Below are 19,574 nucleotides of genomic sequence, written 5' to 3'. Positions count from 1 at the left end.
CCCGCCCCCAACGGGCATCACTGGTTCCGAGGCGCGGACGGCAGCTACAACACCAAACGCAACCCCGGTTACAATGGCCCGCGCAAGGAGTACGATCACGAGGAGCGGCGGTTCTACGAGAGCGGCAAGCATAAGACCACGCCCGGGACCAACCGGTTCAAGGCTGAATTCGCCGAGGATGCGGCTTACGACTATATGGATCATATGGGGCATAAAGTGGTACCCGGGTTCCGGCGACCGATCTATGGGCAACATGGCATAGATGGGATCTTCCTGAATGCCAATCCGCCGCCGACGTACATGATTATCGAGGCCAAGTATCACAAGAGTTCGTATGGTTCGATATCAGGGCCGGATGGGCAGCGCTTCAAGCAAATGAGTGATCCATGGATATTAACCAAAGCAGAACGTCAAGTTGATGAAGAATTGCTTATGGCAATTGAAAGCGGTGATTATGAAAAGTTCGGGCTTAGGTATCGCCCGGATCTGGAACGGGTGGTTAGGGAGGAAATAACATGGTAATGAGGCAAACTGAATTTGCTGACATTCGCAATCTTGAGCACCAATTGATGACGCTTGAGTCGAAAGCATTGCCTCTGTTTGATAAGACTCTAGCCGATGAAAACATTGATGCTAGGCGTAGAAGTATTTGCGCATACTCCAGATTCAAAACTCTTCTCAAAGTGCTTTCAATTAAGTACACGCTAGGGTATGACTTAGAATCGGTTTGCCATGAATGTGAGAAGTTGATTGAAGCCTTGAGCTACCTATTGGACAACTTGCAGCATCCACTGGATGAAGACTTTGATCAATACACATTAATTGTGTGGTCATTGTCTTGTGCCTATCTGTTCAACGTTGATGTTGGTCAAGATCTAATAGGTAAGCTGCCCTTTTCTAACAAGGATATGATCTTTGATAGGTTGGTTCATTGCTTTGACCGGTCACACATTCCGACGTCAGAATCTCTTTTCCCGAAATTCTATGGTCCCGTTTTGGAAGCGCTCGGTCAATACGACGATGAGAAAAGAGATGAGTTAATTAACGCTTTTTTGGATGGCTATCTGAAAGGGTTAAAGCGGTATGACGCTTTTTGGTCAGATAGCCATAAGGAAAAAGATCCCAGATATTATCGACACTTTGGATACTGGGTGTTTGAACTTGCGGCACTTGCTATTGATTCAGGGTGGGATGATTCTGCGTTCAGAGATCACCCTGTGTACCCAAGTGATCTGGTCGATTGGAAACGATCGCAATTGAAGGGCTAGTTTAATTCCACGTAATCCCAAAACCGCGCATTAAGAACCGTGAATGCGTGGCTTCAACACTCTCGTTAATACAAGGAAGCGATAAATGGCAAACCGAGCCTACCTATACTCAACCAAACACACCCCAGGAACACCCCTCGCCAAGGACGTGTCTCGCCGCTTTGTCGGCCTCTCCGAATGGCCTTACGACATACCTTTGACATATGGTCTGTTGTTATCCGGCAACCCGAGAACCTGCCGGTCGATGATCTGGGATGCGCCGGAAGATATCAGCATCATGGCGGACTACGATGCGGGTGTTGAACGGCTCAAGGCGTTCATGCGAGATATCGATGTGCCTGCCGCTCATCCCCTGTTCGAGGAAACCGTGTCGTTTCTGGACAGGGCTGAAAATCGCAACCCCTATCTATTTATGGAACCGCTGGAAGTCTATGAACTGATGGAGGGAGAACCTCCTGTGCTGAACCGTGGGTTGTGCGAGGCGCTCAATAACCTGGACGACCGGGCGGCCGAAACAGTCGAACGCCTTCACCAGATGCAGCGGGATCCGGATGTTCCCGACGATGATGTGCTCGCCACGGTATACGACCTTGGTTTTGGTGCCTGGTCCAACATCCTGTACTGGGATCTTTCCGAAGTGTGAGTGGGCAGGGCTTGTAGAGCGTGACCCTCCGCCGGTCTATGGAATACCATGTCGGTTTGGAATCCAATGGATCGGAAGGACACATGATCTCCTCTACTCAAACTCAGCCAACCGCCACTCTCTGGCATCGGGTCGATCCGCGCTATCGCACTTATATGCGCCTGAAGCAGGTTATTGTCCTGTTTATCGGGCTGATCGCGCTGGCATTGGCCTATTGGCGGTCGTTTATCCCGTCGCCAACGGTTGCGATTGCCCTGTTGGCGTTGTTTCTGGTCGTTTTCGCCTGGTTTTATGGGGTTTTGGCCCACAGGCGCTATCAGCGGACCCGGTATTCGATGCGTGAGTGGGACATCAACCTGCAGAAGGGCTACTTGTTCTGGAGCCAGCAGTCGATGTCGTTCAATCGCATACAGCATCTGGTGGTGAACCAGGGGCCGCTGCAGCGTCTGTTCGGATTGACCAGCCTCAGCGTGTATTCGGCCGGAACCCACGGGTCGGACATCCGCATTCCCGGGTTGCGCTCCCAGGATGCGCAGAACCTGAAGGAGACCATCCTGGCGCGGATCAACGCCGAACCGCAGGAGCCGGACGATGCAGACTGACTGGCAACGTACCTCGCCGCTGGGCGGCCTCTATTTCCTGCTTCGCAATGTGCGGGGCCTCGTCAATCTCTGGCCGGCCATTCCGGCGGTCATCGCGCTGGAGGAATGGCGTGGCGTTATTCTCTGGGTCGGTGTGCCCGTTGTTTTGGTCTGGCTGGTAACGGTCTCCTTTCTGCACTGGTGGTATTTCCGGTTTCAGTACGACGACCGGGGCATTCAGCTGCGCAGTGGCTTGTTGCACCGTCGACGGTTGACCCTTGAATTCGACCGGGTGCAGGAAATCAACCTGGAACAGGCGGTGTATTTCCGGCCGTTCCAGTTGTGGAGCCTGGGCCTGGAAAGTGCTGGCAGTAAGGGTGAGGAAGTCCATATCCCCGGAGTGCGCCGGGCACTTGCCGATGACGTTCGCGGTCGGTTCCTGCGCTACAAACGCGGTACGCCCACGGCGGAAGCCGTCAAGACGGAACAGGCCGAGGCGAAGCCCGATTACACGCTGACACTGACGCCCGGTGAACTCGTCCGCTTCGGGTTGATGCACAACACCCTGATTTATCTGGCGCCGATCATCGGTGTGCTGCTCAGTCAATCCAGCGGTTTGACCGACGTCATGCGTCAATGGTTGGAAAGCCGGCCCTGGGTTCAATGGCTTGCTGTTGTGTTGAAGAGTTCGGACTGGTTTTTCGTGGCCGGACTGGTCGCGGCCATTCTGGTTCTGGGTTTGGCGGTGTTATACGTCCTGTCCATCCTGTTGGCGATGGCTCGGTACTGGAACTATACGCTGACGGTCGAAGGGGACCGGCTGCATTTTCAGGCGGGTCTGTTCAATCGGGTCAGCCGGGGGTTCAAGCAGCATAAGCTGCAGTGTGTGGTGGTGCGCCAGGGCGTGTTGGCCCGGTGCTTGAATCGATACACCCTCAAACTGCAGCAAGCCAATGACCACGGTGGAAACACCGACAGCGCGTTCATTGTGCCGGTGGTCGACGCGCCTACCCTGCAACGAATCCAGGCCCTGTTGGACGTGGAGCCGCCCAACTGGCAGCGAACCATGCCGGTACGCATGGTCTGGAGCGTGGCGCTGTACGGAACCCTGTGCGGTGTGGCTCTGGGTACCGCCGCCTGGTCGACCTCGGCGTTACCGGTTGGCTGGGCGTTGCTGGTTTATCCGGTCTTCGCTGCATTGGCCTGGGGGCGCTGGCGTCGTCGGCGCTACTCGGCCGGCGAGCAGTGGGTGGGCTTTCAGTCCGGGCTGATCGGCTACCAACAGGTCTTCATGCCTAACATCAAGGTGCAGAAGCTGGAGCTGTCCCAGGGGCCGGTGTTGCGTCGTCACGACGCGGCCGAGCTCAAAGTGTGGAGCGGTGCCCGATCGGAGAGCGTCGGGTTCGTATCCCGCTCTCGGCTGGCCGAGATACGGGATGCTTTGTTGGGCCAGGTTGGGCGTCATCGGGGGCGGTGGATATAGCGGTTCAGTCCACCGGAATGTCGAAGTGCAGGACGTCTTCTCTCTCGCCCAATGAGTTGTAGAGCGCAATGGCGGGGTCATCTCCGTGATCGGCCTGCACGAAGACGACATAGGCACCCTTAGCTTTGGCCACCGGTTTCAGATGCTCGATCATGGCTGTGGCGAAGCCCTGGCGACGGTATGCTTCGTCCACCGCCAAGTCGTAGATGTACACCTCGCTGCGTGCCTGCTCGAACTTCGGCAGCACGTAGGCGGCGAGCCCGCCGATCACGGTGTCGCCGTCCAGCGCCACCAGGGCGATGAAGGTGTCCAGGTTCAGCAGATTTGTCAGATAGGGTTCATCCGGGGTGGCTCCGGTATAGGTCTCTATTTCATCGAACGCCTTGCCAAAGACCTGCATCAGCCCGGCCATGAGGTTGAGGTCTTCAGCGGTCAGTTGTTTTATTGAGTGAGAACGGGATATAGCCATGTTGGAACTCCCCTGTGACTGAACAAACGGCACGACCTTCGTCAGTACAGTTTTGCCCGCCAATCGGCGAATACCCTGGGTATTGGCTAGATGTGTTTGGGCAGCTTCAATGTCTTTCCAAACAAGTCCTTATAGAGTCCGCGTGCGCTCTTCTCGAAGTAGGACCGGTCCTGCATCGCCCAAGCGCCTATCAAAGCGCCCTGTAGCGCCGAAAGTACTTGGCATGCCCGTTGGTATGCCTGTGTTCTTGGGAGGGCGGCGTCTGGTGCCTGGCGTGTAAACACCCGAGTCAGCCAGTCCAGGTTGAGCGTGTAGAAGGTTTCGAGTGACGCCCTCATGTCATCCGACAGGGTGGCCCGTTCGACACTGAGCACGGCACACAGGCAGATTTTTTCGGCCTGCATCATTTCCGTATGGAACATCCGAATGTAATGTCGAATCAGCTCTTCGGTGAATCGATTTGAGGTCTCAGGGTCGGGCAGGGCGTCTTTGAACCGCTGGTTATAGCGGTCGGCGACGGCCGTGCCCAGGTCGGACTTGGTCGGGAAATGGTAGTGCACGCTGGCGCTTTTGATGCCCAGGTCCTTCGCCAGGTCGCGAAAACTGAACGAGCTGAAACCGCCGGAGCGGATGTAGTCTTCCGCCCGGTCGGTCAGTTGTTCACGCGTATTGCTCATGCCTCGGTCGTCTCCTTGGGAGATTGTTGGGCGCGAGCTTTGCCGGCTTTCGGGTTGGGCAGGTCGGTGATCGTGCCGGCGCCCAGTTCGGCGGCCAGGCCGACGGTTTCATGAAGTGTGGGGTGGGCGTGGATGGTCAACGCCACATCCTCGATATCCGCGCCGAATTCCAGTGCCAGGCTGAGTTCACCCAACAGTTCCCCGGCGTTGATGCCGACGATCCCGGCGCCCAGCAAGGTGCCGCGGTCTTTGTCGAATATCAGTTTGGTCTTGCCTTCGCTGCGGTCGGCGCCGATGGCGCGGCCACTGGCGGACCACGGGAAGGTGGCGACTTCGTAATTCAACGACTGTGCCTTGGCCTCTTTCTCGGTGAGCCCCGTCCAGGCGATTTCCGGGTTGGTGTAGGCGATGGACGGAATGGTGCGCGGCTCGAACACAACTTTATGGCCGGCGATTACTTCGGCGGCGACGTGCCCCTCATGGCTGGCCTTATGCGCGAGCATGGGGTTGCCGTTGATGTCGCCGATGGCGTAAATGTGCGGCACCTTGGTGCGCAGTTGGTTGTCGACGCCGATGAAGCCTTGTTCGTCGACCTTGATGCCGGCCTGATCCGCACCGATCTGCGAACCATTGGGGCGGCGACCGACGGCCACCAGGACGGCATCGTAGACGGCCTCGTCGGTCTCGCCCCGGTTGTTTTCCACGGTAACGTGCAGGCCGTCGTCGCGAGCGTCGACGGCGGTCACCTTCGACTGCAATCGTACGGTAAAGCGGTCCTTGTTGAAGCGCTGGTAAACCCGAATCAAGTCCGTATCGGCCGCCGGTACCAGTTGATCGGCGAATTCGACCACGGTCACTTCGCTGCCCAGCGCCTCGTAGACCGTCGCCATTTCCAGACCGATGATGCCCCCGCCGATGACCAGGAAGCGTTTGGGAATGAACGGCAGTTCCAGGGCGTCGGTGCTGTCCCAGACGCGGGCGTCGTCGTGCGGAATGAAGGGCAGGGTGACCGGCCGTGACCCGGCGGCGATGATGCAGTGATCGAACTGGATCAGACTGCTGCCGTCCTCACCGGTCACTTCCAGCGTATGGGCGTCTTTAAAGGCACCCACGCCCCGAACCACGGTGACGTTCCGGCTTTTCGCCATACCACCGACACCGCTGACCAGTTTGTCGACGGACTTCTGTTTGAAGGCGCGAACGCCGTCGAGATCGATTTCGGGTTCCCCAAAGTTGATGCCAATGGCCTTCGACTCGCGTGCCTCGGACAATACCGAAGCCACATGGAGTAACGCCTTGGACGGGATGCAACCGACGTTGAGGCAGACACCGCCCAGCGTGGCATGGCGCTCGACCAGCGTCACGTTCCGGCCCAGATCCGCAAGGCGATACGCGGCTGAATACCCACCGGGGCCGCCGCCCAGAACCAATACATCCGTTTTTTGCGAGCTTGTCATGTCGGCCTCCCAGGGTGCCTACCTATCAGTTGATAGGTATTGTGGATCATTTGAACGGAAAATGCACGCGAGCGGGGTATGCCGCTCGGGATGGGGCCAGGAGGGGCGGGAGCGCTGTTCCAGGCCCGGCATCCCCCGGCGGCTGGCGAGGTGTGCCGGGGTGTAGTGGACCCGAAAGGTCAGGACTCGGAAGGTTCTGAAAAGTCGACCGGCTGTGCCTCGGCGACGCGTACGATCTCCGCAGGGGCCACTTTAAGCAGGCTATCGTGCGACCCGCTACCGCCATAGACTTCCGGCAGAGCGAGCACGCGTTCATCGATGATGGTGCGAATGCGCTGTTTGTGGCCGAACGGTGGCACGCCTCCCACCTCGAAACCTGTGATCTCCAGGACCGTAGCGGGTTTGGCCAGTTTGACGCGATTTTTTGAAACGCCGAGATGCCGGGCGAGAAGCTTGGTGTCGATTCTGGCCGTGCCGTTGGTGATAACCAGTACCGGGGTGGATTCCGCCATAACAAGAACGGATTTTATAATTCGATCGGGCGTCGTGCCCAGAGCATTGGCTGCGTCAGCGACCGTCGCTGTGTTGGCGGAAAGAGACAGCACCTCTGATGTGACACCATGCTCTCGCAGAAAATCGGAAAGGCGTTCGAACCCCATGTTGATGGGTCTCCTATTGTCACGATAAATATTCCAGGATGAGCTCGGGGTGACCCGTATGTTCATCGATTTGCTCACCCAACGATATGAATCCATGCTTTTCATAGAATGCGATGCTGGGGCGGTTCTCGCGGTAGACGCTGAGCCGCAAGCTGTGACGTCTGGTTTTGGCATCATCCAGAAGAGCTGTTCCCACGCCCTTGCCCTGAAAGCAGGGCGACACAAAGATCGCAGCGAGCGTATCTCCGTATAGGCTGTAAAACCCCGAGATCTCTCCGCCGGATTCAAACACATAGGTCTCCGAGGCCGGGATGTATATGTTGCGCATGTCGTCCACCCTGGACTCCCAAAACTCCGGTTCAATAAAGTCATGCGCTTTGATGGATGCGGACAGCCAGATGTCCAGAACCTGTTCTATATCGTCTGCTTTGTACTCGCGAATCAAATCGGTCTTCCTCACTTATTGTATGGATCCACCTGCCCGTCCGGATTTTCCCCTAACTTATTGCTTTTCCTCCATCAGTCCAACAAGGTTTCCATCAGGGTCCCGTAAAAAGCCTGTCCACAGTTCATGATCAGGCATTTTGGCCGCAAGCTGTGGGCTGCGTTCTTTCTTGGCACCACGTGCGACAAGGAAGGAATGGGCCGTTGCAAGGTCACCGATTATCCATACAGGTTGGGCTTTGCCTCTATCCTAAACCAACGATGACTTCCCATCCATATGCACGATACGGCCGGAGGCGTGGGTACGCCGTGTCGCGAGCTATACTCTGCTTCTACCAACATTATGTTTGGGACCGAGAAATGAGACCTCTTTTCAGACTGACCGGTACCTGCCGTCGCCACCCTGATGTTGAACGGTGGTTTGAGGCTCACTCCAACGCATTGGGCCAGCTGGCTCTTGACTGGTATCGCCAAGCCTATGCCTGTGGCGGGGACATCACCGAAGTCATGCACGACGGCCAACCCACTCTGTGTGTGGAAGGGGCTGCGTTTGTTTACGTGGACGTGTTTTCGGCACACGCCAACCTGGGGTTCTTTCAAGGCGCAGAGTTGCCGGATCCTTCAAACCTGTTGGAGGGAAAAGGGCGCTTTATGCGGCATGTGAAATTGCGGGTGGGTGCGGAGGTGGATGAGGCTGCGTTGAGAGAACTTATCCTGGCCGCCTATGATGATGTTAAAACGCGGCTGAAACTCGACGCCGACGTTTAATTCGGATGCTCCCTGTCCCAGACGCCAGATTTCTTGGCCAGGTCAACGGCATCTTGCCCGGCCCGAGCCATTTGTCCGGCTTCGATCAGTCGTCTAACCCGGTCTTTGTTCGATTGGGACCATTGGCTGTCCGCTTTTCGGGGTGTAAACCGAAGAGAATACCGCTCCTCATCGATCGACCGTTTCATGCCGTCTATCCAGCCAAAACAGAGCGCTTCTTCCACTGCATCGTTATAGGACAGGTTGGCTTTGCCGGAGGTTTTCTTGAACAAAACCAGCCAGACTTCGGAGGCACTGTGATGGTTGTCGGATAGCCAGGATCGCCATTCGGCTCGATTCTTCGATGTGAATGTCATGATGCTTCCTTATGCTCCGAACGAAGTTGTAGGGTGGGTCGGTACGTCTGATCCGGCACCCCGATGTCGGCTGCCCACCATTGAAGTGTAACCGGCAATTCAGCGGCACGGCCTATGGGACGAGCGGCGGTGGGAAAGGCGTTCGAACCCCATGTTGTTTAGCCACCTGATGGACCACTAGCTCGAATCACCACCGCTTGATTCTGACCCGCTCGAATTAGACTCCATGTGATGCCCATTACCATAAGACCAGGATACATCGGACGAAAGATAAAGATAGGTAACCAGTGGCGGCTTGGCTATGTTCGTGTCTGCAATTTCATCTTCCAGTAGCCGGTAGATGAATGCTGGTCCGATAATAGGAATCAACCAGCTCATTGCTATAATAATGACCTTTTGCCAATTGTCGAACATGGCAGACTTGGCGATACAATATGAAATGTAGGACGCGCCATAAAGATATATAGCAGATAAGAGTCCAATAGCACCATAAATAGTTAAATCAAGCATTGGAAAGCCTATTTTCGGAATCGATTCTTCGAACAATTTTCACATACGGGTGCATGTTAGTTTATCCGATAATGGTAGGGGGTAAGTAGATGGTGAATTCGTTGATCGGTTCGATCAATACGCTGTAGGGAGACTGTTGCTCATCGGGCTGGACAATCCCGAGGTCGGCTAGAAGCTTGAAGTGTGCCGACATCAGAGTCGCGGGTTTTACCTGCAGCTCTTTGTGCCAAACACGGTAGGTGCCTAGTTTTCCATCCCTTCGATAGTAAAACCCAGCGAGCGGATGAGTCAGGTAAACCAGTGCTGTTTCAGTATCCGGAAAACCGGGGAAGTCAAAGTCGGTGTCTCGATGTTGTGTCAGCTCGACAGAGGCTTCCGCCCAGGTGGATTGGGTGTCCATTTTGTACTGTTTGTACAAGCCGGTGGAGTCATCGAACGAGCAATCAAATTGAACGTTGCCTGCGTACCAGGGCAGGTTCCAGGCGTGCCTGGGGACGAACAGTGTCCACGAATCCAATGTGGTTCCCAAAAACCAGACGCATCGTTCGTTGGTTGCAGTGTCTATAATGTATATACGGTAGTTGGTCTGCCCCATGGTGAACTTGGGGAACAGGTAAACCGCTGAGGTGAAATCAACATCAATAAACGGTACAACCGAGATCAGGCCCATTTCCTGGCCATTCACCTCGACCGTGTCCAACTGGAATCTGTCCGGGAAGAGGCCTTTAAACCGGTCTATGGGAACGGCGTATGTGATGATCGCAAAGTGTTTGAGACCGCATACCACGTCGATTCCTGTCGGTTTAGGTCTCTCGGTAAGGCAGTCTTCGAATGTCCGTGTCGCTTGCATGGAGCGTCCCTGGTCGGTCGTTATAAGGGGAGTGTATCGCAAGACGGAGGCTAGGGCTAAGACGCGCCGTTCAGCTTAGGCTAGTACACGGGCCATGTGGTAGGCATCCACGTACTCGCCATTTCGGAACGCGAACGCCTTGGACTCACCTTCTATCTCGAAGCCGTGCTTTTTGTACAGGCCTACAGCTCTGTCGTTATCCGAAAAAACGGTCAGTTCGATCCGTTTGAGGTTGAGCCAGTTATCCGCCAGGTCAATAACGGTTGACAGCAGAACACTGCCGACGCCATGGCCCTGGACGCCGTCTTTCACGGCCATTCCGAATGAGCCGACGTGCCGCCGCCTTACGTTCCTGGATACCTCGAAACCAATGTGTCCGACTGTTTCATTGTCTACAAGTGCGACATACAAATAGAAATTGTCGGGCGTGTTGGCGAGGCGCTGTTCCCACAGGGCGTTTGAAGGGAAGGGGAGTTGTAGCGTGCCGCTGTAGGCATTGGGGCACTCGTATATGTCCTTGATTGCTTTCGCGTCGGACGGTTCGGCCCGTCTGATTTTGACGTTCATCCTTTTTGAGCCTCGTGTTTGGGCTGGTTTCGTTTTTGGGTTGGGATGCGTTGTAGGGTAGGCACTGCCCACCATTTGAACACTACCGGAAATAGAGGTGTCCGTCGAATTGGAATAGGTTGGTCGTGGGGGCTTGAGTGGGTTGTTTTTGGTGGGCGGTGCCCACCCTACGGCCATATGATCAGTGAACCATGAGTGTCAGGCCGAATTAAACCAACAAGTAGCCTCCATCCACGTTCACTACGCTGCCGGTGGTGTATCCACTGGCGTTGCTCGCCCAATACAGCACCTGCCCGGTCATTTCCTCCGGTTCGGCGGCGCGGCCCATGGGGATGTGGGGCAGGACCTGTTTCATCATCTCGGGGTTGTCGGTGATAGCGCTGGCGAATTTGGTTTTGGTCAGGCCGGGCAGCAGGCAGTTGACGCGTACGCCTTTGGGCGCCCATTCCTTGGCGTGGGCCTTGGTCATGGCGATGACGGCGGATTTGGTGATCGAGTAGACGCCCTGCATGTCGCCGGGGATGACGCCGTTGACGGAGGCGATGTTGATGATGCTGCCGCTTTTCTCTTTTTTCATGTGGGCGCCGACCAGGTTGGTCATGTAGAAGTAGCCGCGAATGTTCACTTCCACGGTTTTGTTGAAGGCGTCCAGCGGGGTTTTGTCGATGGGGCCGAAGTAGGGGTTGGCGGCGGCGTTGTTGACCAGGATGTCGATCCGGCCGTGGGTGTCGATCCATTCGGCGACTTTGGTTTCCATAGCCTCCAGATCGCCGATGTGACAGGCGTGGGCCTCGCCGCGTCCGCCGTCGGCTTCGATGGTTTTCACGACTTCGGCGCAGGCGTCCGCTTTGCGGCTGGTGACGATCACATAGGCGCCCTGACGCGCGAGGGATTGGGCGATAGCGGCGCCGATGCCTTTGCTGGCGCCGGTGACGAGGGCGATTTTGCCGGTCAGGTCGAAGGGGTTGGCGATGTCGGTCATGGTGACTCCTGTTCTTGGGTCGATGTTCGGGTTCAGCGAAAAGTAACGAGGTCCGGCTTGTCGTGCAGGTGCTGCATCTGGTTGATGCTCAGCAGCCGCCAGCGGCCCTTGAACGATTGAAAGGTGGTGACGGACCCGTTGGCCAGGTGCAGGTTCAGGCGAATCATCTGCGCCGGGTTCAGGTCGAGCGCGTCGGCGACCAGCGAGGAAATCACACCGCCGGAGGTGAACAGCCAATGCGTTTGGTCCGGGTCGGCGTCGTTCAGGATGGCTCGGGTGCGGGCTCTGAAGTCGGCCCAGGTCTCTGCGTAGGTGGCGTCTTCCGGCGGCTCGAACCAGCGGAACAGGGCTTCGCGGAATACGCGCAGGAAGTAGCGGTCCGGTGAGGGCTGTTCGGCCAGGTCGGCGCGCAGTTGCTCGGCGTCTTCCCAGGCCGGAACGTATTGCCGCACGATGTCGAGAAAGTCGAACTCGTTCAGGCGCGGGTCGCTGACGGGTTCCCCCGGATAGCCGGTCGCTTCGATGAACACCCGGGCGCTTTTGCGATGGCGGGTCAGGGTGCCTGAATACAGTGGGCTTTCCCGGACCTGGTCCCGGTAGAACGCGCCCAAAGCGGCGATCTGCCGTTCGCCGAGCGGGCTCAGGTCGTCGTAACTCAATACGTCCTCGGCCGCCTGGCCGTGGCGGATCAAATGAATGCGGTTCATCGTGCGATCTCCCGTTCACATCGGTCGTGCAGATGGGCTACGACCTGGCCGAAACCGGCGAAGCGTTTGTCCTGGGTCTGGCCGGCGTGGAACCGTTGATAAATCTGCTGCAGGATGCCGGCCAGCCGGAACAGGCCGAAGACCTCGTAGAACCGGAAATCGTCGGGCCGGTCTTCGGGGCGAAGCTGAAAGTAGGCGTCGACCAGTTCCGCTCGACTCAACATGCCGGGCAAGTGGGTCGGTTGCGGGCGAATGGCCAGCATGGCGGGGTGGTCGTTCGCTTCCACCCAATAGGCGAGGGCCGTGCCCAGGTCCATCAAAGGGTCACCGACGGTGGCCAGTTCCCAGTCGAGTACGCCGCGAATGTCGAAGCATTCCGGGTCCAGTATCAGGTTATCGAAACGGTAGTCGTTGTGGATCAGACGGGCCGGACGGTCGGCCGGTTGATGGTCGGCGAGCCAGCGGCCGATGTCGTCGAAGCTGGGTACGTCCGGCGTTTGCGCCTTGGATAGCCGTTTGGTCCAGCCGCTGACCTGGCGTTCCACATAGCCTTCCCCTTTACCGAACGCATCCAGCCCGGTTTCAGCCGGGTCGATGCTGTGCAGTTCAGTAAGGCCCTGGATGTAGATGTCGCACAGTCGTCTGGACAGGTCCGGGGTGCCGTCCAAATCCTCCGGCAGGTCTCGCCGCAGTATCAGCCCGCGCAGTTCGCTCATGACGTAGAAGTCGGTGTCCATCACCTCATGGTCGGTACTGATCAGGTGGATGTACGGCACCTTGTCGAAGTGCGGTTTCAGGGCGCGCATCAGTTCGGCTTCACGCACCATGTCGTGTGCGCCTTTAGGCAGCGGCCCGAACGGGGGGCGACGCAGGATCAGGGTTTTGTTCGGGTAGGCGAAGCGGTAGGTCAGGTTGGAGGCTCCGCCGGGGAATTGGGTGACGGTCGGTTCTCCATCGAGACCCTCGATGTGGTGTTTGAGGTAGACGTCGACTTTGGGGATGTCGATGTGTTCGCCCGGGCGGATGGAGATGGTTGGGTCGTTTGTGGTCATTGTTTTTGTGTCCCCTGTAACGTGTAGGGCAGAATGGTCCGACACTTTGGAGCCCGAAGGGCGTTATCTGCCGTTCTTGCCGTGGCAGCGGGTTGGCCAGTGGCTCGTTATTCTCCCCTCGGCAGATAACGCCCTTCGGGCTCTTCTGCCCTACGGTTGGTGTGCCAGCATGACTTTGTGCAGGGCTCGGTTGGACATTCGTTTTAAATACCATAGCCAACGTTCTCTGCGATGTGGCAGGCAGAAGAACTGTCCAGTGTCGGAGGCTTCGATGATTTGCTGTGCCACATCGTCCGCGCTGAGTTTGCCGTTGGCCATCAGTTTTTCCACGCTGGCTCGGGCCTTGGTTTCCTGTGGCGGGATGCTGTTGGCCAGTTGGGTTTTAAAAAACGCGGGGCAGGCGACGGTGACTTTGATGCCGTCTTTGTGCAGTTCTTTTTGCAGCGTTTCCGACAGGGAAATCACGGCGGCTTTGCTGGCGCTGTAGGCGGCCATGTGGCTGGCGGAGAGTAAGCCGGCCATGGAGGCGACGTTGACGATGCGTCCGCGCTGGGCGGTTTTCAGCATCGGGATGGCCAGTCGACTCATGCGGGCGACGGCGAAGACGTTGATCGCGAACGCGGCCTGCCAGGCAGCTTCGGTCAGGTGTTCCAGCTTGCCCACACTGCCGGCGATGCCGGCGTTGTTGTAGAGGCGGTCGAGGCCGGGCCAGGTTTCGCTCAGTTGCGCCATCACCCGTTCGCAGTCGGCGGCATCGGTCAGGTCGCAGCGGAAGAATAATACATCGTTGTGTCCCTGGCTCAGTTGTTCCGCCGCTTTCAGGCCCTGTGTCTCATCCCGGTCGAGGATGCAGACCCGGTCGCCCCGCTCGACGTGCGCGCGGGCCAGTGCGAAGCCCAGGCCGTTGGCACCGCCGGTGATCAAAACGTGTTCCTGTGTTCTGGATTCGGTCATGGTTCAGCGTTTCTCGTAGCGTTTGAGTTCCTGTTTGGCGATGGTAGCGCGATGCACTTCATCCGGCCCGTCGGCCAGGCGCAGTACGCGGCCGTTGGCCCAGAGGTCGGCCAATGGCAGGTCGTCGCTCACGCCCGCGCCGCCGAACAGTTGAATGGCGTCGTCGGCGACCCGTTGCAGTACATTGGCGGCGACGATCTTGATCTGGCTGACTTCGGAGTAGGCTTTGCGGATGCCATAACGGTCGATCAGGGTGGCCGTGTGCAGACACAGCAGCCGGGCCTGGTTGATGGCCATGCGATGGTCCGCCACGCGTTCCAGGTTACCCCCGAGCTTGATCAGCGGCTTGCCGAAGGCGGTGCGGCTGAGACCGCGTTCGATCATCAATTGCAGTGTGCGTTCGGCGGCGCCGATGGCGCGCATGGCGTGGTGAATGCGGCCCGGCCCGAGACGACCCTGGGCGATCTCAAACCCGCGTCCCGGGCCCGCGACGATGGCGTCGCGCGGCAGGCGGACGTCGGTGAAACTCACTTCGCCATGGCCATAGGGCTCGTGCAGGCTGCCGAAGACCGGAAGCAGTCGTTCGACGGTCACACCCGGGTGGTTTTTCGGAACCAGCACCATCGAGTGCTGTTGGTGGCGTGGCGCATCGGGGTCGGTCAGCCCCATGAAGATCAGCAGTTCGCAGTTCGGGTGCCCGATGCCGGTGCTCCACCACTTGCGGCCGTTCAGCACCACCTCGTCACCATCGAGGGTAGCGGTCGCCTGCATGTTGGTTGCATCGGACGAGGCCACATCGGGTTCGGTCATGCAGAAAGCGGAGCGGATCTCGCCGTTCAGCAGTGGCTTAAGCCAGCGTTTCTGCTGTGCCTCGCTGCCGTAGTGCACCAGGACTTCCATATTGCCGGTGTCCGGCGCGTTGCAGTTGAACACTTCCGGGGCGAGGTGACTGCGGCCCATGGCCTCGGCCATGTGGGCGTACTCGGTGTTGGTGAAGCCGGCGCCGTAAGGTTCGACCGGCAGAAACAGGTTCCACAGCCCCTCGTCGCGGCAACGTTGTTTCAAGGCTTCGATCTCGGGCATTAACTGCCAGCCCCGATCAGGGTTTTTCATCGCCCGGTTAAAGGGGGCCTCCAGCGGGATGATCTCCTGGTCGACAATCTGCCGCACCCGGTCCAGCGTGGCCTGGGCCCGCTCGGAAAGGTCGAACACCATGGGGTGTCTCCTCGAGAATGAACTGCCTTGCAGTCTAGCGAACCCCGGCGTATAAAAAGAATGAATTGTTTTGATGATTAATTATTAGTGAAATGAATATTAATCGGGTCGATCTGAACCTGCTTGTGGTCATGAAAGTCCTGCACGAATGCCGCTCCACCACTCAGGCGGCCGAGATACTGCACGTCTCCCAACCGGCCATCAGCCACGCCCTTAAGCGGATGCGGGACGCGTTCAACGACCCCTTATTCGAGCGGCGCGGGCGCACTATGGTGCCGACCGCCAAGGCTGAGCGGTTGTTGAGCGCCGCCGGGCCGGCACTGGCGCAGTTGGACACCACTCTGGCCGCGCTCGACCGCTTCGACCCGGCCACCAGCGAACAGCGGTTCGTGCTTGGCCTGAACAACGCCTTTGAAAACATCATTCTGCCGCCGTTGCTGTCCCGGCTGGCACAGGACGCGCCCCATTTGCGACTCGCCGGCCAGGGAACGCCGCGCAATGCCCTGATCGGCGACCTGACCTCGGGTGCGATCGATCTGGCCATCGATACCGGGGTCCACCTGAACGACCGGATCGAGCAGCAACATTTGTTGGAGTGCGGCTATATCGTGATCGGTCGCGAGGATCATCCGGCGATGCGAGAGGGGCTGACGCTCGAACGGTATCTGCGGGCCCGTCACCTGCTGGTGACCCGTCGAACCGAAGGGCCGGGGTTGGAGGATGCCCGTTTGCTGCGCGATGGGCATCGACGCGACATCGCCGTTCGGTGCCAGAGTCTGTGGACCGCCTGTCAGGTCGTCACCCAGACCGACTACTTGCTGACCATGCCGAAACTCTTCCTGCAACAGACCCGGCATCTGCACCACTTCGCCCAGGCGAATTTTCCCTTGCCCGGATTGGTGCTGGATGTTTTTCTGTACTGGCATCGCAGTCGGACGACGGACCCGGGCAACCGTTGGCTGCGTGAGGAAGTGGTCGACTCGGTGCGCTTCGACACGGCCGAAGGCTGACCGGCCGGGCTTGCCAGGCTTTACCCGGTCGACCTGGTGTATCGCCTCAAAAAATAAGTGACCCCGGGTTCGGTGGAACTGTGACCTGTCTCCTGGGTCGATCTCCACCGCTCTGTCATGCTTCAACGTTTGAATGTGTATCGGTTTATGGTTAGGGAGTGAAAGTGCATGCAACCATCCTGGATGATTTACGGCGCCTACGGGTACAGCGGCGAATTGATCGCTCGCGAGGCCGCCGCTCGGGGCATGTCCCCGATTCTCGCGGGGCGCAACGAAGGCAAGTTGCGCCCCCTGGCCAATGAGTTGGGCCTGGGGTTCCGAGTCTTCGACCTGGCCGACGGCAAAGCCGCGCGACGCGACCTGGAAGACATGACCGCCGTGCTCAACTGCGCCGGTCCGTTTTCGCAAACGGCGCGGCCCATGTTGAACGCCTGTCTGGATTCGAAAACCCACTACTTCGACATTACCGGCGAGATCGAGGTCTTTGAACTCGCGCACGACCCGGCGACCAGCACCCGTGCCCGCCAGGCGGGCATTCTGGTGTGTCCGGGTGTGGGGTTCGATGTGGTGCCCACCGATTGTCTGGCGGCTCAGTTGAAAAAAGCACTGCCGGACGCGACGCGATTGACGCTGGCGTTTCAGTCGCGCAGCAAACTCAGCCCCGGTACGGCCAAGACCACGGTCGAAGGCGCGGCGGAGTTGTGCAAGGTGCGCGAGGCCGGCCGGATTCAGGACACCTATGCCCGGCCGGGAACCGTCGATTTCGGCGAGGGCGAACGCTCGACCATGACCATCGCTTGGGGCGATGTCAGCACCGCCTATTACACGACCGGGATCGGCACCATCGAGGTGTGCATTCCGGCCTCGCGCAAAACCTTCAAGCGGGTTCGGCGTATGCAGCGGATGCGGTGGGTGATGGCGCGGCCCTTCGTGCAGAACTGGATGAAGCGCCGTATTGAACAGAAGGTATCGGGGCCCTCGAAAGAGGAGCGGGCTGACAACCCGACCTCACTGTGGGGCCGGGTGAGCGACGAAGCCGGCCAGCAACGCACCGCCCGCTTTAAAACGCCCAACGGCTACGAGGTCACCATCGAGGCGCCGCTGGCCATCATCGAGGCGGTTCTCGCCGGTAAAACGACTTCGCTGGGCAGTGTCACACCGTCGCAACTGATGGGTGACGAATTCGTCTGGCAGTTGCCGGGCGTGACACCGCTGGAATGGGTGGATTGAGCGGTGTATCCGGTCGTTATTGGAGCGGACGTTACCGGAACCAACGCGCTTTGGTATCGCTCTGGCGCCACACCAGAACAGCGTCTCCCTGGCCGGAGGAGACGCCAATTGTCGGAAAAGAGACACCCCAGGTTTGATTGTCGATTTCCACGGGCGTTTCCCAATCGGCGCCGGCCGCCATTCGACTCGCCATCAGGGCATCGCCGCCGCTGATGGATTGAACCCAAGCCGCCCAGGCGTTGCCATCGGCATCCAGAGCGATGATCGGATCGGACGCCGAATCGCTGCCGTCCGGATCCACCTCGATCGGGGTTTGCCAGCCCGTTCCGGTTTCGAACCGGGCCGATTGAATCGCTGTGCGGCTGCCGTCGAATTGTTCCCAGACCGCGATGGCCCGGCCCGCTTCGTTGATGTGGACATGCGGCTCCTGAGCGTTGTGCTGGTCTTCCTGTTCCAGCAGGATCGGCGAGCCCCAACTGCCGGCTTCCACATCGAAACGACTGGCTCGGATGTTGTCCACCGTCCCGTCGTTCTGTTGCCAGACTGCCAACAGGTTGCCCGACGCATCGACCGTCAGGCTGGGCTTGGTGGCATCACCGTCGTCCAATTCTTCAACCGGTATCGGGCTCTGCCAACCGCTATCGTCGACCCAGCGGCTTGCATAAAGGTCGTATCGAGAGTCGCTGTAGTTGAATTGTGTCCAGACGGCGCTGAAGCGACCATCGGCATCGACCGTCAGGGCCGGTGTCTGTATCGACGCCCCGTCAACCACTGCATCAACACTGCCCCAACCGGTACCCGGCTCATAGACGTTGTACAGCAGTCCACCTTGTTTCCAGACGACCACGGCTTTGCCATCGGCATCGATGGCGACTTGTGCGCCGCTCACTTGCATCGAACCACCGTCGAGGATCTCATCCCCGCTCCAGGTGCCTGTCGCCGAGTCGTAATAGTTGGCCCGAATGTCATAATTGCTGGTGCCCCATTGACGCCAGGCGACGACGATGTCGCCGTCGTCGTTGATGGCGACACTGGTCGATTCGGCATTGCCGCTGTCGGTTTCCGCCAGTATGGCATCCTGCCATTCACCCAGCTCGGGATCGAAACGGGCTGTGTAGATGGAGTAGTCCGTGGCGGTATCCTGATGCCAGGCGGCGATGGCTTCGCCGGAGGCGTTCACGGCGACCGACGCCGAACTGGAAGCACCTTCATTGGGATCATCAATGGTTTTCACCGCTTGCCAGGCGCCATCCTCGGTAGTGAACGACCAGGTGTGTGCGGCATCGAGCAGCGGCTCACCGTCCAGATCGGTCACCGTTGTGCTGACCGTGGCGGTGTAGTCGACCAGTTTGCCGAGCGATTGATCGGGCTGGAAACTCAGGCGGTTGTTGCCGGCGTCGAAGTCGACCTGACCGGCGACCAGTGTGTCGCTGGCCAGCGTCAGACTGACCGGACCGACGGATTGAGCGTAGACATCGTCGGTGAACGTGATTTCAACCGACGCTCCGCGATCGACCCCGGTCGCGCCTTCGGCCGGGGTGACGCTGCCGATGGGTTGGGTGTCGTTGTCCTGCTGATTCTGGTCGCCCGTGTCGTCCGAATCACCGCTTCCGGAACAACCAGCGAGCAAAAGACCGGTGATGGCCAGTGTGGCCGCACCGGGGGATGTCATCTTCATTTGGGTTCTCCTGC

Annotated in this window: 21 protein-coding genes and 1 pseudogene; 8 read left to right on the top strand and 14 right to left on the bottom strand. The window is 58.4% G+C overall.

What is annotated here, in order from left to right; genetic code table 11:
- From IE111_RS22255 to IE111_RS22235, 5 genes and pseudogenes are all read left to right on the top strand, one after another.
- Window positions 1–522: pseudogene (locus IE111_RS22255) on the top strand (hypothetical protein); the annotation flags it as partial.
- On the top strand, window positions 522–1,268 hold the full coding sequence (locus tag IE111_RS22250) for a PoNe immunity protein domain-containing protein (protein ID WP_189613044.1): 747 nt from the start codon (window positions 522–524) through the stop codon (window positions 1,266–1,268). The pseudogene IE111_RS22255 and the gene IE111_RS22250, both read left to right, overlap by 1 nt.
- An 85-nt stretch (window positions 1,269–1,353) precedes the next feature.
- A complete protein-coding gene (locus tag IE111_RS22245) occupies window positions 1,354–1,911 on the top strand; it encodes a DUF7822 domain-containing protein (RefSeq protein ID WP_189613042.1) in 558 nt (185 codons plus the stop codon).
- A gap of 83 nt (window positions 1,912–1,994) precedes the next feature.
- Window positions 1,995–2,513: a PH domain-containing protein gene (locus IE111_RS22240; protein WP_189613040.1), complete on the top strand. Its 519-nt coding sequence runs from the start codon at window positions 1,995–1,997 to the stop codon at window positions 2,511–2,513.
- On the top strand, window positions 2,503–3,975 hold the full coding sequence (locus IE111_RS22235) for a PH domain-containing protein (RefSeq protein WP_189613038.1): 1,473 nt from the start codon (window positions 2,503–2,505) through the stop codon (window positions 3,973–3,975). Before IE111_RS22240 ends, IE111_RS22235 begins: the two co-directional genes overlap by 11 nt.
- Before the next feature lie 4 nt (window positions 3,976–3,979).
- Here the strand turns inward: IE111_RS22235 and IE111_RS22230 are convergent, their stop codons facing one another.
- The 5 genes from IE111_RS22230 to IE111_RS22210 all read right to left on the bottom strand — a co-directional run bounded on the left by IE111_RS22230 (window position 3,980) and on the right by IE111_RS22210 (window position 7,682).
- The gene (locus IE111_RS22230; RefSeq protein ID WP_189613036.1) at window positions 3,980–4,444 is read right to left on the bottom strand and encodes an AAC(3)-I family aminoglycoside N-acetyltransferase; all 465 of its coding nucleotides are present in this window, start codon (window positions 4,442–4,444) and stop codon (window positions 3,980–3,982) included.
- An 86-nt stretch (window positions 4,445–4,530) separates the two neighbouring features.
- Complete coding sequence (locus IE111_RS22225) at window positions 4,531–5,121, bottom strand: TetR/AcrR family transcriptional regulator (protein WP_189613035.1); 591 nt, start codon at window positions 5,119–5,121, stop codon at window positions 4,531–4,533.
- Window positions 5,118–6,578, bottom strand: coding sequence for a dihydrolipoyl dehydrogenase (gene lpdA, locus IE111_RS22220; protein WP_189613032.1), 1,461 nt, complete (start codon window positions 6,576–6,578; stop codon window positions 5,118–5,120). Before lpdA ends, IE111_RS22225 begins: the two co-directional genes overlap by 4 nt.
- A 179-nt stretch (window positions 6,579–6,757) precedes the next feature.
- Window positions 6,758–7,237 carry an aminoacyl-tRNA deacylase gene (locus IE111_RS22215; RefSeq protein ID WP_189613031.1) on the bottom strand — a complete coding sequence of 160 codons (480 nt, stop codon included), beginning with the start codon at window positions 7,235–7,237 and terminating at the stop codon, window positions 6,758–6,760.
- Between the two features lie 19 nt (window positions 7,238–7,256).
- Window positions 7,257–7,682 (bottom strand): N-acetyltransferase, encoded by a 426-nt coding sequence (locus tag IE111_RS22210; RefSeq protein ID WP_189613029.1) that lies wholly within the window; start codon window positions 7,680–7,682, stop codon window positions 7,257–7,259.
- A gap of 359 nt (window positions 7,683–8,041) precedes the next feature.
- On the opposite strand from IE111_RS22210, the gene IE111_RS22205 reads away from it, so the two are divergent.
- Window positions 8,042–8,449, top strand: a complete 408-nt coding sequence (locus tag IE111_RS22205) for a DUF1801 domain-containing protein (RefSeq protein ID WP_189613027.1) — start codon at window positions 8,042–8,044, stop codon at window positions 8,447–8,449.
- Here the strand turns inward: IE111_RS22205 and IE111_RS22200 are convergent.
- The 8 genes from IE111_RS22200 to IE111_RS22165 form a co-directional block, all read right to left on the bottom strand.
- Complete coding sequence (locus IE111_RS22200) at window positions 8,446–8,805, bottom strand: YdeI/OmpD-associated family protein (RefSeq protein ID WP_189613025.1); 360 nt, start codon at window positions 8,803–8,805, stop codon at window positions 8,446–8,448. The two genes, IE111_RS22205 and IE111_RS22200, sit on opposite strands and share 4 nt — an antisense overlap.
- Window positions 8,806–9,376: 571 nt before the next feature.
- Complete coding sequence (locus IE111_RS22195; RefSeq protein ID WP_189613023.1) at window positions 9,377–10,165, bottom strand: DUF2071 domain-containing protein; 789 nt, start codon at window positions 10,163–10,165, stop codon at window positions 9,377–9,379.
- A gap of 75 nt (window positions 10,166–10,240) precedes the next feature.
- Window positions 10,241–10,732, bottom strand: coding sequence for a GNAT family N-acetyltransferase (locus IE111_RS22190; RefSeq protein WP_189613021.1), 492 nt, complete (start codon window positions 10,730–10,732; stop codon window positions 10,241–10,243).
- 208 nt (window positions 10,733–10,940) lie between these two features.
- Complete coding sequence (locus tag IE111_RS22185; protein ID WP_189613019.1) at window positions 10,941–11,714, bottom strand: SDR family oxidoreductase; 774 nt, start codon at window positions 11,712–11,714, stop codon at window positions 10,941–10,943.
- Window positions 11,715–11,746: 32 nt separating this feature from the next.
- Complete coding sequence (locus IE111_RS22180; RefSeq protein ID WP_189613017.1) at window positions 11,747–12,421, bottom strand: histidine phosphatase family protein; 675 nt, start codon at window positions 12,419–12,421, stop codon at window positions 11,747–11,749.
- Complete coding sequence (locus tag IE111_RS22175; RefSeq protein ID WP_189613015.1) at window positions 12,418–13,473, bottom strand: phosphotransferase family protein; 1,056 nt, start codon at window positions 13,471–13,473, stop codon at window positions 12,418–12,420. The genes IE111_RS22180 and IE111_RS22175 overlap by 4 nt, the downstream gene beginning before the upstream one ends.
- 150 nt (window positions 13,474–13,623) lie before the next feature.
- On the bottom strand, window positions 13,624–14,427 hold the full coding sequence (locus IE111_RS22170) for an SDR family NAD(P)-dependent oxidoreductase (protein ID WP_189613013.1): 804 nt from the start codon (window positions 14,425–14,427) through the stop codon (window positions 13,624–13,626).
- A gap of 3 nt (window positions 14,428–14,430) precedes the next feature.
- Window positions 14,431–15,642 carry an acyl-CoA dehydrogenase family protein gene (locus IE111_RS22165; RefSeq protein WP_189613012.1) on the bottom strand — a complete coding sequence of 404 codons (1,212 nt, stop codon included), beginning with the start codon at window positions 15,640–15,642 and terminating at the stop codon, window positions 14,431–14,433.
- 92 nt (window positions 15,643–15,734) lie between these two features.
- Here IE111_RS22165 and IE111_RS22160 point away from each other — a divergent pair, with 92 nt between their 5' ends.
- Window positions 15,735–16,652: a LysR family transcriptional regulator gene (locus tag IE111_RS22160; protein WP_189613010.1), complete on the top strand. Its 918-nt coding sequence runs from the start codon at window positions 15,735–15,737 to the stop codon at window positions 16,650–16,652.
- 168 nt (window positions 16,653–16,820) lie between these two features.
- On the top strand, window positions 16,821–17,882 hold the full coding sequence (locus IE111_RS22155) for a saccharopine dehydrogenase family protein (protein WP_189613007.1): 1,062 nt from the start codon (window positions 16,821–16,823) through the stop codon (window positions 17,880–17,882).
- A 31-nt stretch (window positions 17,883–17,913) separates the two neighbouring features.
- Here IE111_RS22155 and IE111_RS22150 read toward each other — a convergent pair whose 3' ends face one another.
- The gene (locus tag IE111_RS22150) at window positions 17,914–19,560 is read right to left on the bottom strand and encodes an Ig-like domain-containing domain (RefSeq protein ID WP_189613006.1); all 1,647 of its coding nucleotides are present in this window, start codon (window positions 19,558–19,560) and stop codon (window positions 17,914–17,916) included.
- Window positions 19,561–19,574 lie beyond the last annotated feature (14 nt).

Source organism: Saccharospirillum salsuginis, from assembly GCF_014651855.1.
Taxonomy (GTDB): Bacteria; Pseudomonadota; Gammaproteobacteria; order Pseudomonadales; family Natronospirillaceae; genus Saccharospirillum; species Saccharospirillum salsuginis.
The sequence above is the reverse complement of the archived record's forward strand: the minus strand, read 5'-3'. Positions and strand labels throughout refer to the sequence as shown.

Excerpts from the sequence above, each read along its gene's own strand:
- IE111_RS22250 (WP_189613044.1), top strand. The coding sequence starts at position 522 with ATGAGGCAAACTGAATTTGCTGACATTCGCAATCTTGAGCACCAATTG.
- IE111_RS22245 (WP_189613042.1), top strand. The coding sequence starts at position 1,354 with ATGGCAAACCGAGCCTACCTATACTCAACCAAACACACCCCAGGAACA.
- IE111_RS22240 (WP_189613040.1), top strand. The coding sequence starts at position 1,995 with ATGATCTCCTCTACTCAAACTCAGCCAACCGCCACTCTCTGGCATCGG.
- IE111_RS22235 (WP_189613038.1), top strand. The coding sequence starts at position 2,503 with ATGCAGACTGACTGGCAACGTACCTCGCCGCTGGGCGGCCTCTATTTC.
- IE111_RS22230 (WP_189613036.1), bottom strand. The coding sequence starts at position 4,444 with ATGGCTATATCCCGTTCTCACTCAATAAAACAACTGACCGCTGAAGAC.
- IE111_RS22225 (WP_189613035.1), bottom strand. The coding sequence starts at position 5,121 with ATGAGCAATACGCGTGAACAACTGACCGACCGGGCGGAAGACTACATC.
- lpdA (WP_189613032.1), bottom strand. The coding sequence starts at position 6,578 with ATGACAAGCTCGCAAAAAACGGATGTATTGGTTCTGGGCGGCGGCCCC.
- IE111_RS22215 (WP_189613031.1), bottom strand. The coding sequence starts at position 7,237 with ATGGGGTTCGAACGCCTTTCCGATTTTCTGCGAGAGCATGGTGTCACA.
- IE111_RS22205 (WP_189613027.1), top strand. The coding sequence starts at position 8,042 with ATGAGACCTCTTTTCAGACTGACCGGTACCTGCCGTCGCCACCCTGAT.
- IE111_RS22200 (WP_189613025.1), bottom strand. The coding sequence starts at position 8,805 with ATGACATTCACATCGAAGAATCGAGCCGAATGGCGATCCTGGCTATCC.
- IE111_RS22195 (WP_189613023.1), bottom strand. The coding sequence starts at position 10,165 with ATGCAAGCGACACGGACATTCGAAGACTGCCTTACCGAGAGACCTAAA.
- IE111_RS22190 (WP_189613021.1), bottom strand. The coding sequence starts at position 10,732 with ATGAACGTCAAAATCAGACGGGCCGAACCGTCCGACGCGAAAGCAATC.
- IE111_RS22185 (WP_189613019.1), bottom strand. The coding sequence starts at position 11,714 with ATGACCGACATCGCCAACCCCTTCGACCTGACCGGCAAAATCGCCCTC.
- IE111_RS22180 (WP_189613017.1), bottom strand. The coding sequence starts at position 12,421 with ATGAACCGCATTCATTTGATCCGCCACGGCCAGGCGGCCGAGGACGTA.
- IE111_RS22175 (WP_189613015.1), bottom strand. The coding sequence starts at position 13,473 with ATGACCACAAACGACCCAACCATCTCCATCCGCCCGGGCGAACACATC.
- IE111_RS22170 (WP_189613013.1), bottom strand. The coding sequence starts at position 14,427 with ATGACCGAATCCAGAACACAGGAACACGTTTTGATCACCGGCGGTGCC.
- IE111_RS22165 (WP_189613012.1), bottom strand. The coding sequence starts at position 15,642 with ATGGTGTTCGACCTTTCCGAGCGGGCCCAGGCCACGCTGGACCGGGTG.
- IE111_RS22160 (WP_189613010.1), top strand. The coding sequence starts at position 15,735 with ATGAATATTAATCGGGTCGATCTGAACCTGCTTGTGGTCATGAAAGTC.
- IE111_RS22155 (WP_189613007.1), top strand. The coding sequence starts at position 16,821 with ATGCAACCATCCTGGATGATTTACGGCGCCTACGGGTACAGCGGCGAA.
- IE111_RS22150 (WP_189613006.1), bottom strand. The coding sequence starts at position 19,560 with ATGAAGATGACATCCCCCGGTGCGGCCACACTGGCCATCACCGGTCTT.